This window comes from Actinomycetospora chiangmaiensis DSM 45062 (assembly GCF_000379625.1).
Classification (GTDB): domain Bacteria; phylum Actinomycetota; class Actinomycetes; order Mycobacteriales; family Pseudonocardiaceae; genus Actinomycetospora; species Actinomycetospora chiangmaiensis.
In genome coordinates this window covers 883528-898226 of record NZ_KB903217.1, presented here as the reverse complement: position 1 = coordinate 898226, position 14699 = coordinate 883528, and the positions used below count along the sequence as shown (strand labels likewise).

Sequence of the window (14699 nt, the reverse complement as noted above, 5' to 3'; positions counted from 1 at the left end):
CGTGGCAGACGGTCTCCCGACACGGAAGCCGACGGCCCCGAACGGCCTGGTCACGCCCGGGCCCCTAGGGTGGCCGCCGCACGTGATCACCCCGCAGGAGAGCCGGAGGCCGACCGTGGCCCAGGACATCGTCCCCATCACCCTCGCGCTGACCGACGGGGATCTCGTGACCCTCTGGGCGCCGCGCTGGCGGGAGGACGGCGAGGAGTGGGAGGCGTTCCTCGGCGACGACGACCACGTCTTCGCCTTCGCCGACGCCGCCGACCTCGCCGCCTGGATCCGCACCAGCGACGCCGACGGGCTCGACCACGACCTCGCCGACCACCCGGCGTGGCCCGTGGTCGGCGGCCTCTCGGTCGACGAGCTGACGCCCGAGGAGATCCAGCGCTACGACGTCGTCGGGGTACCGGAGCTCGTCGCCGAGGAGCCCGACACCTGGTCGGTCGACGACCTCGCCGAGATCACGACGATGACCCGCTCGCTGGCCGACGTGTGCGACCTCGAGAACGTCAGCGCGATCCTCGACTCGACGCCTGCGTTCGCCGCGCTGCACTCCGGCGTCGCCACGTTCACCGGCCGCGAGGGCGAGGCGCTGTGGGCCGAGCTCGCCGACGTCGTCGCGGAGCGGTGGGACGAGGTCGTCGACGCCCTGGACGCGTTGGTGACGGTCCCCGAGGTCGACGTCGAGCTCGCCGCCAAGCTGCGGGCCACCGCGACCCCGGCACCGACCCCGACGCTCGACGACGAGGACGCCGACGACGGGCCCGTGTCCTCGGGCAGCGAGGAGGACGCCGAGAACCACCCGGCCGACCCCGAGGCCGTCGTGGCCGACCCGCAGGACTCCGCCGTCGACGGCCCGCTCGCCGACGCTCCCGAGGAGCTCCGCACCGACACCGCGGGCGAGTCGGTGCGCAGCGACCTCGTCGACGCCGCCGAGGAGCCCGAGCCGGGCTTCTGGGAGGAGATCGGCATCGACCCGATCTCGATCCTGTCCGCCGAGGGCGAGGTGATCACCCTGCGGTGCTTCCTCGACGACGAGCCCGTCTTCCTCGGCCGCAACGGCCGCATCGAGGTGTTCGGGTCGAGCCGGGCCCTGCGGACGTGGATCGCCGGCGAGGGCGCCGAGGGCCACGACCTCGCGGAGGTCTCCACCTGGGCCGACGTCGTGACGGCGGCCGTCGGCGGCGACCTCGAGGTGGAGGTGGCCCCGGAGAACCGCTACGTCCTCGTCGGCCTGGCCGAGGACCTCCTCGAGGGGCCGGAGGCCGTCGACCCGACGCAGCTCGAGCTCGCCGTCGAACTGCTCCTCGACGCCGCCGACTGGGCCGGCGACGAGGTGACCCGGGAGGCGCTCGCCACGTCCGAGGCGCTCGGGTGGCTGGTGTCCTTCGTCCTGCGCCCCGACCCGAACCGGCTCACGCCGTCACCGCCGTTCGCCCGCGAGGCCGCCCGCTGGCGGGAGCTCGAGGACCGACTGCTGGGACGCCTGCGTCACCCGTGATGCGAGTGGCGTACGGGGCGCCGCGTCCCGGCCGGTGGTAGGGGCGCGTCCGAACGGGTCAGATGGCCTGGTTAGCCTCCGTGCCGATGACCGATGTCGAGATCGACCGTGCGTCGTCGGCAGAGTTGGCCGTCCCCGGAGGAGTGGGCCCTGTGATCGACACCAACCAGACCATGTCCTTCGACCGGATGCGCAGCATGCTCGTGCGGGCCGCCGAGGTCAGGGACTCCGAGCAGCAGCAGATCTTCGACTCGCTCGACGAGATCCATGGTCGGCTCGCGGCCCTCGACGCGCTGGGCGCCATCCGCAAGCGGCTCGCCGAGGTGCCCGACCGCACCGAGATGAGCGTGCTCGCCGAGCGCCTCGACGAGACCGTCGCGAAGCTCGACGCGCAGGAGTCGGCGATCTCGTCGCTGGCCCGCCTCGTCGAGGGGGTCGTCGACCGGGTCGTCGACAAGCTCGCCGCGCCGTTCGCCCAGCTCGACGGCCGGCTCGACGGCGTCACCGGCCGATTCGAGGGCGTCGCCGGCCGGATGGACGGGCTCGAGGACCGCATCGGCGGGCTGCACAAGCGCCTCGACGACCTCGACAACCGCCTCGACCGTCACGAGATGCGCCTCGACGGCCTGCCCGCCGCGGTGACGGGCCCGGTGCGCGAGCGCCTCGAGGGCGTCGAGTCGTCGCTGCGGGGCCAGGTCGAGGAGACCTCCCGGGCGCTGGCCGAGACGTCCCGGGCGCTCACCGAGGAGCTCGCCGCGACCCGCGACGCCGCCCGCACCGACGCCGAGACCTCCCGCTCCGAGGCCGGCTCCACGGCCGGCGAGCTCACCGGCCGCCTCGAGGAGCTCGCCGGCCGCCTCGACGGCCTCAACGGCCGCGTCGAGGGCGTCGAGCACGCGCTCGTCGGCCGCGTGGAGAGCGTCGAGCAGTCCGTCGGGGCGCGCCTCGACGGCGTCGAGGGCACGCTCAGCAGCACCACGCAGGGCCTCGAGTCGTCCCTCAGCGGGCTCGGTGCCCGCGTCGACGGCGTCGAGGCCACCCTGCGCGACCGGGTGTCCTCGCTCGCCTCCTCGCTCGAGGCGTCGCTGGACAAGCTCGACGGCACGCTGGTCAACCGGCCCGACCACGAGGCCGTGGTCGCGCTGGTCAACCGCTCCAACGAGGAGTCCGAGCTCCGCCAGGCGGGGCAGCTCGACGAGGCGCTCTCGACCTTCGCCGAGATCATCCTCGGCTCCGGCGGCCAGCAGGGCCCGGCGCCGCGGCCCGCCGCCCGGCGCTCCGCGCGCAAGCCCGCGCTCACCCCGGGCCGCGAGATCAGCCTCAACGGGGACCACGCCCCCGAGGACGACGAGGGCTGACCGCCCCGCTCCCGTCGAAGGGCACCTCCCGCTCCGGGAGGTGCCCTTCTGCGTTCGGCGACGACGGCCGGGAGCTAGCCTGGTCCCCCGATGCCCCATCGCCTCGCGACCGCCCTCCTGGTCGCCCTGCTCGTGCTGCTCGGAGCTGCTCCCGCTGCGAGCGCCGCCCCCGCGCAGGCGGCGTGTCCGCAGGTGAACCAGCCCGGCCCCGCGGTCGACACGTCGGAGGCGCCGCAACCCGGCGGGACTGCGCCCGCACCGCTGCCCGTGCCCGCGCAGCCGGTCGGCGGGGAGGCCATGGGCACCTGCGGCACCGTCGTCCCCGCGGGCGCCCCGGCGCCGCCGGAGGTCGGGGTGCAGTCCTACGTCCTGGCCGACCTCGACACCGGCGCGGTGCTCGCCGCCCGGGTCCCGCACGCCCGCCTGCGCCCGGCCTCGCTGCTCAAGACGCTCACCGGTCTGCTCGTGGCCGAGCAGGTGCCGATGGACCAGGTCCTCACCGGCACGGACGACGACGCGAACCAGGAGGGCACGCGGGTCGGCATGGGACCGGGCGGGCAGTACACGGTGCGCCAGCTGTTCGACGCCATGCTCATGGCCTCCGGCAACGACGCCGCCCACGCCCTCGCCGTCCGCCTCACCGGCTCGGTGCCCGCGACCGTGGACCTCATGAACCGCACGGCGGCCGACATCGGCGCGCTCGACACCCGCGCCGCCACCCCGTCCGGGCTCGACGGACCCGGCCAGAGCTCGAGCGCCTACGACCTCGCGAGCATCTTCCGGCTCGGCATGCAGGTGCCGGCCTTCGCCGAGGCGGTCGGTACCCGGCAGATCCAGTTCCCCGGGTTCGGGCCGACCCCGCCCTTCGCGGTCGACAACGACAACAAGATCTTCCGCTACCCGGGCGCGCTCGGCGGCAAGACCGGCTTCACCGACGACGCCCGCCACACCTACATCGGCGCCCAGGACCGCGACGGCCGACGGCTCGTCGTCGTCCTCATGCACGGCGAGCAGCAGCCGGTGCCGATGGTCGAGCAGGGGCTCGCCCTGCTGGACTACGGCTACGCCCTGCCCCGCGACGCGTCCGTCGGCCGGCTCACCGAGCACAATCCCGCCGCCCCGCCGGAGGGGTCCACCGTCACCACCGCCGCGCCGGCCGCCACGCTCGACGCCCCGGGCTCCCCGACGACGGGCAGCACGAGCTGGGGTACGTGGTTGGCGATCGGCGGCGTCGTGGTGCTCGGGCTGATCGTCCTCGCGGCCCGGTTCCGCCACCGGACGTAGGCCCTGCGGCCCGAGCCCCGTGCACGAACGGGCCGTTCATCACGATCGACCGTGACGAACAGCCCGTTCGCACGGGAAGGAGCGGCCCACCGCTCAGCGGCGGCGGCGCATCCCATTGATGCCGAGCACGGCGCCGAGCACCGCGCCCGCGCCGACCAGACCCGCCGTCGTGCGGGCCCCCGGGCCGCGCGCGACGGTCACCGCCGGCCGCACGATCACGGGCGCGGGCTCCCGGATGTCCTCGCGCTCGTTCTCCGTGAGCGTCGCGGCCCAGGCGGTGACGAAGAGGATGAAGCGCGAGACGAAGTTGACGAACACGAGCAGACCGATGATCGGCCCGAACGCGGCGCCGGCGGGCGAACTGGTGACGCTCGCGATGTAGACGGCCATGACCTGCTGGAGGACCACGAACCCGACGGAGGCGAGGATCGCGGCGCGGCCGGCCGAGCTCAGGGTCACGGGTTCGCGGGGCAGGCGGGCGATGACCCAGAGGAACACCAACCAGTTCGCCACGAGGGTCACGACGACCCCGGCGAGGAACAGCACGACCTTCACCCAGGTCTGGTCGGCGAGCCCGAGGAACTCCGCGACCGCGTTGGACGCGCCGGTGGCGATCGCGGTGACCGCGAAGGACACGGCGAGCGCCAGCCCGAGCCCGATCATGGCGAACAGGTCGCCGAGGTAGCGCTTGACGACCGTCGGCGGCTCACCGCGCTGGTCCCACTGCTCCGACAGCGCCTCGCGCAGGTTGCTCATCCAGCCGAGCCCGGAGAAGAGCGCACCGAGCAGACCGACGATCCCGACCGCCTTGCGCTGCTCGATCGCCTGCTTGATGACGCCGTTGAGCAGGTCCCCCAGCCCGGGCGGGGCGGCCTGGGTGATGCCCGTCGAGAACCGATCGAGCAGTGCCTGGTTGTTCACGAGCACGAACGCCAGGGCCGCGAACGCCACCATGAGCAGCGGCACCAGCGCGAGGATCGAGAAGAACGTGATCGCCGCCGCGTAGTGGTCGCCGTGCTTCTCGGTGTACCGCGTCCCGGCCCGGACCAGGTGGTCGAGCCACGGATGGCGCTCGCGGATCTCCTCGAACTTCGTCTTCGGGGCCGGCTCCGCCGTCCCGTAGATGGTCGCCGACATCCGCCCTCATCTCCCCGACTGCACGTCGGGGAGTCACCTACCCCGCGCACGGGACGATCACGCCGTCGCGGCCCCGGTGGTACCGAGATAGGGGCGGGGGTCGAACCGGGCGTTGCGCTCGCGGAACGAGCGGGCCGATCCCGGCCACAGCAGCGTGAGGCGCCCGCTGGCCTCGTCGACGTACCAGCTGCGGCACCCGCCACGCAGCCACACCGTGTCGCGGGCGGCGCGGTCGACGTCGCGCACGTACTCGCGCTCCGCCGCCGCCGACACCTCGAGCAGACCACCGGCCCCGTCGAGATGGGCGAGCGCGCCGAGCACGTAGTCGATCTGGGTCTCGATCATGTAGACGGCGGAGTTGTGCCCCAGGCTCGCGTTCGGGCCGTCGAGCACGAACATGTTCGGGAAACCGTGCACCGCGGTCGAGGCGAACGCGCTCATCCCGTCCGACCAGTGCTGCGCCAGCGTCCCGCCGCGGCCGTGCACGCGGTCCGCGTAGGGCTGGCGGGTGCTGTGGAAGCCGGTGGCGAGCACGAGGACGTCGAGCTCGTGACGGCGGCCCGACGCGGCGACCGCCGTCGACCCGTCCACCGCGACCAGCGCCGAGTCCTCCAGCGTCACGTGCGGGCGGTCGAGGGCGGGGTAGAGCTCGTCGGACAGGACGACCCGCTTGCAGCCGATCTCGTAGCCGGGTGCGAGCCGTCGACGCAGGTCGGGGTCGGTGACCTGGGCCTCCAGGTGGGTCCGGGCGCGCGCCCGCAGCTCGTCGATCGCGGGGCGCACCCGACGGCGCGCCGCGATCCCCCGCTCGGCCTCGTCGAAGATGTCCTCGCGGAGCCGGCGGGCGGCGCCGGGGTCGGCGGTGAAGCGGGCGCGCTCCTCGGCGGTGTAGGCGCGGTCACCCCGCGGCACCACCCACGTCGGGGTGCGCTGCAGGACGACGAGCTCCGCGGCCCGGTCGGCGAGCTGCGGGATCACCTGGGCCGCCGAGGCCCCGGTGCCCACGACGCCCACGCGCCGACCGTCCACCGGAGTGGCCGGATCCCAGCGGGCGGTGTGCACCACGGGCCCGTCGAACGTGTCGAGGCCGGGGATGTCCGGCAGCCGCGGCTCGGTGAGGCGGCCGGCCGCGAGCACGAGCACCCGGGCCCGGACGACGCCGGACGCGGTCCGGATCTCCCACCGGTCCCCCGTCCAGCGCGCCCGCCGCATCTCGGCGCCGAACCGGACGTGGCCGGCGACGCCCTCCTCGGCCGCGGCGGTGCGCAGGTACTGCTGGATCTCCGCGCCCGGCGCGTACACGCGCGACCAGTCCGGCGCCGGACGGAACGAGAACGAGTACAGGTGCGAGGGGACGTCGCAGGCCACGCCCGGGTAGCGGTTGTCGCGCCAGGTGCCACCGACGTCGTCGGCGCGTTCGAGCAGCACGAAGTCGTGCCGGCCCTGCCGCCGCATCCGGATCGCCAGTCCGAGCCCCGCGAAGCCCGCCCCGACGATCGCGACCTCGACGGAGTCGTCGGTCATCGCAGCGTCACCCGCTCCGGCCCCACCTCGCCGTAGAGCGTCGTGCGCTGCCGCACGGGACGGCCCAGGGCCCCCGCGATGTCGTGCACGTCCGCGGCGGTGAGCGTCCGGCCGGACTCCGGTCCCGCGCCCGGGTCGAGGTCGCCGTCGAGCAGGAGCCCGCCGAGGTCGTCCGCGCCACCGCGCAGCACGGCGAGCACCGTGTCGCGGTCGAGCTTCGGCCACGCCGCCTGCACGTGGTCGATCCGCCCGTGCAGCAGCAGCCGGGCGACCGCGTGCAGGGCCCGCGTCTCCCGCGGGGTCGCGCCCCGGGCGTCGACGCCGGGCGGCACGTCGACCAGCGGCATCGCGATGAGCTCGGTGAACCCGCCGGTCCCGTCCTGGATCGCCGCCAGCGCCCGCAGGTGCGCGACCTGCTGCGCGGGCGTCTCGACGTGGCCGTAGACGATCGTGGCGGTGGAGCGCAGCCCGACCCGGTGGGCGGTGCGGATGAGCTCGGTCCAGCGGGCGGCGGGGATGTCCGTGCCGCCGGTGAGGGTCGCGCGGATCCCGTCGTCGAGGATGCGCGCGGCGGTGCCGGGCACCGAGCCCAGGCCGGCCGCGCGGGCCGCCGTCAGGAACGCCTCCGGGGTCGACCCGCGGCGGGCGGCGGCCGCCTCGACCTCGGCGGGCCGGAAGGCGTGGACGTGCAGCGGCGCCCGGTCGGTGATCCGCCCGACCAGCTCGACCGCCGCGTCCGCGCCGGCCTCGTCGGGCAGCGGCCCCTGCAGGCACACCTCGGTGGCGCCCAGCGACCACGCCTCGTCGACGAGCGCGTCGAGGTGCTCGGGCTTCACGACGAGGGCCGGGTCGAGGTTGCGGTTGACGACCACGGTGAGGTCGTCACCGACCGTCCGGTGCCGGACGGCGTCGGCGAGGGCGCACAGTTCGTCGAGCTCGTCGCCGTCGGCACCCAGCAGCGCCTCGTACCCGTCGTCGGGAAGGCCGGCGGGATCGTCCCGGGCCACCCGCAGCCAGGACCTCACCGCGGCGCCAACTCGACGGGTCGAGCGGCGCTGCGCTGCGTCTCCGCCAGCCCGTCCGCGTCCGCCAGCTTCCCGACGACGGGTGCGACGGCCGGGTCGATCCACCCGGCCTCGCGCTGGTAGCGCGGGTAGACGGTGAGGCGCGGGCGCAGCTCGAAGCCGGCCCGGGCGGTGACGGCCGCCAGCGCGTCGAGGCCCGGCCAGGGGCGCTCGGGGTTCACGTGGTCGGGGGTGACGGGCGAGACGCCGCCCCAGTCGTCGATCCCGGCGCGCAGCAGCAGCGCCTGGTCCGCGGCGGCGTCGTCGGAGTCCCCCAGCTCACCGGCCAGGTTCGGCGGCGCCTGCACGGTGACGCCGAGCGGCATGAGCAGCCGGGCGACGGCGACCGCCGCGACGAACTCGTCGAACTCCGCGTCCGGCTCGCCGCGCATCGCGGTGTCCGGCTTCGCGCGGAAGTTCTGGACGATGACCTCCTGGACGTGCCCGTACTCGTCGGCGAGCCGGGCCAGGGCGAGCAGCGACTCGGCGCGGTCGCGCAGCGTCTCCCCGATCCCGACGAGGATGCCGGTGGTGAACGGCACGCGGGCCCGCCCGGCGTCGGCGATGGCGGCCAGGCGCACCGCGGGGTCCTTGTCGGGCGACCCGAAGTGGGCGCCACCCGGCTCGATCAGCAGCGTCGACGTGGACTCCAGCATCATCCCCATCGACGGCGCGACGGACCGCAGCACGGCCAGCTCGTCGGGGGTCATCACGCCGGGGTTGAGGTGCGGGAGCAGCCCGGTCTCGTCGAGCACGGCCTGTGCGGCCGCCCGGACGTAGTCGATCGTCGAGCGGTGGCCCCGCGCGGCGAGCCAGTCGCCGGCCGCGCGCCACCGCGCCTCGGGGCGGTCCCCGAGGGTGAACAGCACCTCGGTGCACCCCTGCTCGGCGCCCGCCCGCGCGATGTCGAGGACCTCGTCGAGCTCCAGGTACGCCGCGGGCAGCCGGCCCGGGACGGTGGCGAACGTGCAGTAGTGGCAGCGGTCGCGGCACAGCCGGGTCAGCGGCACGAACACCTTGGGGCTGTACGTGACCAGGCCCGCGCGGCCCTCGTACGCCAGGTGCTCGTCCCGACGGCGGGCCGCGCGGCCGAGCAGCGCCTCCAGCTCCTCGCCGCGGGCGGCGAGGAGCGGAACGACCTCCTCGACCCCCGTCGCGGCGCTCGCCCCCGGCTGCGTCTGCATGTGATCACCCACCACCCGAACGTACGCCCGCCACACCGGCGACCGCATCGACGGCGGCGGGGAGCCGCACGGTGACCGTGGTCCCCTCCCCCGGGGTGCTGGAGACGCCCACCGTGCCCGACATGGCCTCGACCAGCCCACGGACGAGGGCGAGCCCCAGCCCGGAGCCGCCGGCGTCGACGCCCAGCTGGTCGAACGGCACGAAGAGCCGGTCCATGAGCGCCGGCGCGATCCCCGGCCCGCCGTCCCGGACGGCGAGGACCACGTCCTCGTCGTCCTCGTGGGCGGTGACCTCGACCCAGCCGCGGAGGTGGTTGTGGCGGATGCCGTTGGTCACGAGGTTGATCAGCACCTGTCGCAGCCGGCGGCGGTCGCAGTAGGCGCCGGCGCACCCGGCGTCGGGAAGGCGGACCGTGATCCCCCGGTCCGCGGCGAGCGGCGCCAGCAGCGCCGTCACCTCGGCGATCACCGCCCCCACGTCGACGGGGGCGGGCGAGAGCGGCAGCGCCCGCGCCTCGAGGCGGGCGAGGTCGAGGACGTCGCCGACGAGGTCGAGGACGTGGCGCGCGGCGGAGTCGATGTGGCCGAGCGCGGCCCCGCGCCGCTCCGGGGGCAGGTCGAGGGTCCCGAGCAGCTCGGCGAACCCGATGATCGCCTGCAGCGGCGTGCGCAGCTCGTGCGAGAGCGTGGAGAGCAGCTCGGACTTGGCCCGGCTCGCGTCCTCGGCGACGCGCGCGGCGAGCTCGGCCTCGCGGCGCGCGATGCGGTCGCGCTGCGCGGCGCGGCGCGCGGTGACGTCGACGACGTTGAGGCTGAGGTGCCGGCGCGCGCCGGACCCGACGACGGAGGCCGAGAGCGCGGCGATCAGGGTGGTGCCGTCGGCGCGGACGAGGGTGACCTCGAGCGGCCCGGGGCCGGGGGTCCCGAAGACCGCCGGACCACCGCGCCCGGCCAGCGAGCGCAGCAGGAGCCGGGCCCCGGCCCGGTCCTCCCGGCGCACCACCGCGGACAGGTCCGCGACGAGCAGGTCGCCCGCGTCACGCCCGAGCATCCGGGCGAGGGCCGGGTTGACCTTGAGGAACCGGCCGTCGAGGTCGGTGAGGGCCATCCCGACGGCGTTGTCCTCGAACGCCCGCCGGAACCGCTCCTCGCTCTGGGCGAGCGCGCCGTAGAGCCGGTCGTGCTCCAGGGCGAGCGCCGCCAGGTCGGTGAAGCGGGCGACGAGGCGCCGCTCGCGCTCGTCGGGCCGGTGGCCCGCCTGGTGGTAGACCGCGAACGTGCCGAGGACTGCGTCCTCCCGGTCCGCGCGACCGAGCCGTATCGGGCTCGACCAGCACGAACCGAGCCCGTGCGGCAGCGCCAGCTCGCGGTAGCGCCGCCAGCGGTGGTCGACGGCCACGTCCTCGGCGACCACGGCCTCCCCGGTGTGCGCGGCGGTGCCGCAGGACCCGGCGTCGTCCCCGATCGCCATCCCGTCGATCGCCGCCGAGTAGGCCGGCGGCAACGAGGGCGCCGCCCCGTGGTGCAGCGTGCCCGCGAGCGGGTCGAGCACCAGGATCGAGCAGCGGCTGCCCGGGATCAGCTCCTCGAGCGAGCGCGTGACGGCCTCGAGCACCTCGCCGCGCTCGGCCCCGCCCGCGAGCAGCTCGAGGATCCGGTGCTGGTGGCCGAGCAGGACGTCGGTGTCGCTCACGGGTCGAGCTGGTAGCCGACGCCGCGCACCGTGCGGATGCGCGGGCGGGCCGCCGGGTCGGGGCGCAGCTTCTGCCGCAGCCGGTGCACGTGCTCGGTGACGGTGGCCTCCCCCTGCCATCCCTCGCTGCGCCAGACCTGCGAGAGCAGCTGGGCCCGCGAGAACACCTGGCGCGGGTGGGCGACGAGGAACGCGAGCAGGTCGAACTCCCGCGCGGTCAGCTCCACGGCCTCGCCGTCGAGCCGGACCTCGCGGGCCGCGACGTCGAGCGTCAGGTCCCCCGCGACGACCGGGGCGGCGGGCCGGGAGCGGCGCAGCACCGACCGGACCCGGGCGGCGAGCTCGCCGGGCGAGAACGGCTTGACCAGGTAGTCGTCGGCGCCGAGGTCCAGCCCGACGATGCGGTCGGTCTCCCCGCTGCGCCCGGACAGCACGATGATCGGCAGCGCCTCGGTGGCCGGCGCCGCGCGGACCCGGCGCAGCACGTCGAGCCCGCCGACGCCGGGCATCGTCAGGTCGAGCACCACCAGGTCCGGCGGGGTGCCGTCGATCGCGGCCAGGGCGGCGGCACCGTCCCCGGCCTGGTCGACGGCGAACCCGTCGGACTCCAACTGCCACGACGCGACCGTCCGCACGGCCTCGTCGTCGTCGACGACGAGCACCCGCGGGGCGACGTTCGGGTCCACGGCGACCCCCTCCGCTGACTGATCGTCGATCGTGCCGGGCGGCACCGCCGCCGGACAAGGGCCGACCGGTCGCGCGCCGGTCAGTTGTGCTGACGTTGAGAAAGCGTTGTGCCTGTTGTGAGGCGGGTCACCCATGGTGGACGGTGCCGAGGCAGTGTCGCGACCGGCTCGCGGTCGCCGCGCCCCGCGCCCCACGTCATCCCGAACGGACCGACCGCCAGGAGGACCCACGACATGAAACTCGCCCTCTACCTGCCGAACTTCCGCACGCAGATCACGGTGAAGGAGCTCGAGGATCTCACCCAGCTCGCCGAGGACCTCGACTTCGACTCGGTCTGGACGCTGGACCGGATCATCGTCCCCGAGGCCTCCGACCGGGGGCAGCTCCAGTACTCGTTCGGGATGATGGACGGGCTGCCGAACGCCCTGCCCGTCGAGTCCACCGGCAACTGGCTGCAGGGCTTCCCGCTCATCCCCTGGCTCGCGGCGAAGACGTCGAAGGTCCGCATCGGGATGAGCATCATCGACACGCCGTTCCGCGCGCCCGGCGTGCTGGCCGCAGAGCTCGCCACCATCGACCACCTGTCGAACGGGCGGCTCAACGTCGGCGTCGGATCCGGGTGGATGCCCGAGGAGTTCGCCGCTGCGAGCGCCGCGCACATCTTCCCGAAGCGCCACAAGCACGTGCGCGAGTCGATCGAGATCATGCAGGGCGTCTGGGCGAACGAGCACTTCGAATACCACGGCGAGTTCGCCGACTTCGAGCCCGCCGGGTTCGGCGCGAAGCCGGTCCAGCAGCCGCGGCCGCCGATCTTCATGTCCGGCCTCAAGGACCCGCTGCGCTCGGCGAAGCGGATCACCAAGTACGACCTCGACGGCTGGATCGGCATCCAGGACTCGCCGGCCACCCTCGGCAAGTGGATCCAGGCGATCGACGAGCAGTTCGAGGCCATCGGCTCGGAGAAGCGCTCGAAGGACCTCGAGATCTGCTCGATGATCTGGACGGTCATCACCGACACCGAGACCGACCAGTCGGACGTCGGCGTCCCGTCGAACCTGCTCGTGGGCACCGAGGCGCAGCTCACCGACCGCCTCAAGGCCTACAAGGAGGCGGGCATGACGATGCCGCTGATCTGGCCGCCGTTCACCGACGTGCCCACCTCGAAGACGCTCGACGACCTCAAGCGGATCAAGAACGACATCATGCCGAAGGTCGAGGCCTCCTGATCCGACCCGCACTGTGGCACCGTCCGCGGGCGATGGACGCTCGCGGACGGGGCCTGGTGGCGCTCTGCGCCACCGAGATCACGAGTTGGGGCACCCTGTACTACGCCTTCCCCGTCCTGCTCGGTCCGATCACCGCCGACACCGGGTGGTCGTCGACGGCGGCCGTGGGGGCCTTCTCGCTGGGCGCGATCGTCTCCGCCCTCGTCGGGGTGGTCGTGGGGCGGCTGCTCGACCGGTTCGGGCCCCGCCGGGTCATGACGACGGGCTCGGTGGTCGGGGCTCTCGGCCTGGTGGCGGTGGCCCTCGCGCCCGGCCTCGCCGTGTTCTACCTCGCCTGGGCGCTCGTCGGTGTGGGCCAGGCCGCGACGTTCTACCCGCCGGCCTTCGCCGCGATCACCGGCTGGTACGGCCCGGACCGGCTGCGCCCGCTGACCACCGTGACCCTCGTGGCGGGGTTCGCCTCCACGGTGTTCGCCCCGCTCACCGCCGCCCTGGTCGGGGCCCTGTCGTGGCGGGACGCCTACCTGGTCCTCGCCCTGGTCCTGGCCGTCGTCACCGTCCCGCTGCACGCGGTGTTCCTGCGCGTCCCCTGGACGGCCGCCGTCGCCGCGCCCGGCACCGCGGAGGACACGGCGCGCTCCGTCCTCCGCTCGCCGCGCTTCCTCGGGCTCGCCGCGGTGATGGCGCTCGCGGGGTTCGGGCTGTACTCGGCGACGATCAACCTGGTCGGCCTGCTCGAGGCGCGCGGCGCCTCGCTCGACCTCGCCGCGATCGGCCTGGGCCTCATCGGGGCCGGACAGGTGGCCGGGCGGCTGCTCTACGGGCCGCTGGCCCGGCGCACCGGCCCGGCCGCGCGGGTCGCGGCGGTCCTCGCCGTCGGCGGCGCGCTGGTGGTGCTCGTCGGGGTGCTGCCCGGCCCGGTGTGGCTGGTGATCGCCGTGGCGGTCCTGGCCGGGGCCTGCCGCGGGATGCACACGTTGCTGCAGGCCTCGGTGGTCGCCGACCGGTGGGGCACGATCTCCTTCGGGCGCGTCAACGGCGTCTTCACGGCGCCCACCACGGTGGCGATCGCGCTCGCTCCGGCCGGCGGGGTCCTCGTGGCCGAGCTGGTCGGCGGGTTCCCGGCCGGGTACGTGGCGCTCGGAGGCCTTGCCCTCGTCGCGGGCCTCGCGGCCCTGCAGCTCTAGTCCAGGCCCATCCGCGCCAGCACCACCGACTCGACGACCCCGACGAGGGCGTAGGCGAGGATCGACACCGCCGTCACGACGGCGACCGACGACCACATCTCGAGGTAGCGGAACCCGCCCATCGCCTTGAGCAGCGCGGCGCCGATGCCCTCGCCCGTCGCGAGCCACTCCGCCATGAGCGAGCCGACGAGCGCCCCCGGGACCCCGAGCCGGGCCGCCGCGAAGAACGCCGGCGCGGCCGAGGGCAGCATGACCAGGCGCAGCCGGGTCCACCGGGTCCCGCCGTACACGGCAACCAGTTCCTGGGCCTGGACCGACGCGGACCGCAGCCCGTACACGAGGGTCACCAGCGCCGGGAAGAAGACCACGATCGCGCCGATCACCGCGACCGCGCCGAGGGTCCGCCCGAACGCCAGCACGATGATCGGGGTCATCGCCACGAGCGGCACCGAGCGCAGCAGCGTGGCCACCGGCATCAGCGCCTGCTCGACCGAGCGGGACAGCACGAACACCATGGCGACGGCGAGCGCGGCGACCAGACCGGCGACGTAGCCGATCCCGGCGTCGCGCAGGGTGATGCCCAGGTTGCCGAACACGACGCCGCGGTTGGCAACGGCCTGGGGGGCGGTGACGAGCCAGCCCCACACGTCGAGCGGCGTCTTCCCGATCACCCGCCGGATGCCGAAGACCTGCAGGAACGCGGTCCACAGGACGAGGACCGCGACGATCGAGGCCCCGACGGGCAGGAGCCGGCGCCCGAGCAGGCGCAGCGCACCCCCGCCCCGGCCCGGTGCCGGCCCGACGGCCGGTGGAGCGGCCGGTCCCGTCGCCGCCGGCGACTCCACGAGCGTCAT

12 protein-coding genes are annotated in these 14699 nt (G+C 74.7%); 5 read left to right on the top strand and 7 right to left on the bottom strand.

All coding sequences use genetic code 11. The annotated features are described in order from the left end of the window. The first annotated feature begins 115 nt into the window (after window positions 1-115). From A3CO_RS0104535 to A3CO_RS0104525, 3 genes are all read left to right on the top strand, one after another. Window positions 116-1501, top strand: coding sequence for a hypothetical protein (locus A3CO_RS0104535; RefSeq protein ID WP_018331045.1), 1386 nt, complete (start codon window positions 116-118; stop codon window positions 1499-1501). A 152-nt stretch (window positions 1502-1653) separates the two neighbouring features. Continuing rightward, window positions 1654-2859: a hypothetical protein gene (locus tag A3CO_RS0104530; RefSeq protein WP_018331044.1), complete on the top strand. Its 1206-nt coding sequence runs from the start codon at window positions 1654-1656 to the stop codon at window positions 2857-2859. A 90-nt stretch (window positions 2860-2949) separates the two neighbouring features. Then, a complete protein-coding gene (locus A3CO_RS0104525) occupies window positions 2950-4143 on the top strand; it encodes a D-alanyl-D-alanine carboxypeptidase family protein (protein WP_018331043.1) in 1194 nt (397 codons plus the stop codon). 93 nt (window positions 4144-4236) lie between these two features. Here the strand turns inward: A3CO_RS0104525 and yhjD are convergent, their stop codons facing one another. The 6 genes from yhjD to A3CO_RS0104495 are packed head-to-tail and all read right to left on the bottom strand — an operon-like array spanning window position 4237 to window position 11431. After that, window positions 4237-5280: an inner membrane protein YhjD gene (gene yhjD, locus A3CO_RS0104520; protein WP_018331042.1), complete on the bottom strand. Its 1044-nt coding sequence runs from the start codon at window positions 5278-5280 to the stop codon at window positions 4237-4239. A 57-nt stretch (window positions 5281-5337) separates the two neighbouring features. Then, entirely contained in the window at window positions 5338-6804 is a 1467-nt protein-coding gene (locus tag A3CO_RS30020; RefSeq protein ID WP_018331041.1) for a flavin-containing monooxygenase, read from the bottom strand. After that, window positions 6801-7829 (bottom strand): FO synthase, encoded by a 1029-nt coding sequence (locus tag A3CO_RS38930; protein WP_051085808.1) that lies wholly within the window; start codon window positions 7827-7829, stop codon window positions 6801-6803. The genes A3CO_RS30020 and A3CO_RS38930 overlap by 4 nt, the downstream gene beginning before the upstream one ends. After that, window positions 7826-9052 carry a 7,8-didemethyl-8-hydroxy-5-deazariboflavin synthase CofG gene (gene cofG / locus A3CO_RS38925; protein WP_211214373.1) on the bottom strand — a complete coding sequence of 409 codons (1227 nt, stop codon included), beginning with the start codon at window positions 9050-9052 and terminating at the stop codon, window positions 7826-7828. Before cofG ends, A3CO_RS38930 begins: the two co-directional genes overlap by 4 nt. A 4-nt stretch (window positions 9053-9056) precedes the next feature. After that, the gene (locus A3CO_RS30010) at window positions 9057-10745 is read right to left on the bottom strand and encodes a sensor histidine kinase (protein WP_018331038.1); all 1689 of its coding nucleotides are present in this window, start codon (window positions 10743-10745) and stop codon (window positions 9057-9059) included. Further along, a complete protein-coding gene (locus tag A3CO_RS0104495) occupies window positions 10742-11431 on the bottom strand; it encodes a response regulator (RefSeq protein ID WP_026204283.1) in 690 nt (229 codons plus the stop codon). The genes A3CO_RS30010 and A3CO_RS0104495 overlap by 4 nt, the downstream gene beginning before the upstream one ends. 234 nt (window positions 11432-11665) lie before the next feature. On the opposite strand from A3CO_RS0104495, the gene A3CO_RS0104490 reads away from it, so the two are divergent. Then, on the top strand, window positions 11666-12658 hold the full coding sequence (locus A3CO_RS0104490) for an LLM class flavin-dependent oxidoreductase (RefSeq protein ID WP_018331036.1): 993 nt from the start codon (window positions 11666-11668) through the stop codon (window positions 12656-12658). 32 nt (window positions 12659-12690) lie between these two features. Beyond that, window positions 12691-13845: an MFS transporter gene (locus tag A3CO_RS0104485; RefSeq protein WP_033413298.1), complete on the top strand. Its 1155-nt coding sequence runs from the start codon at window positions 12691-12693 to the stop codon at window positions 13843-13845. Here the strand turns inward: A3CO_RS0104485 and A3CO_RS0104480 are convergent. Further along, on the bottom strand, window positions 13842-14699 hold the full coding sequence (locus A3CO_RS0104480; RefSeq protein ID WP_018331034.1) for an ABC transporter permease: 858 nt from the start codon (window positions 14697-14699) through the stop codon (window positions 13842-13844). The genes A3CO_RS0104485 and A3CO_RS0104480 overlap by 4 nt on opposite strands.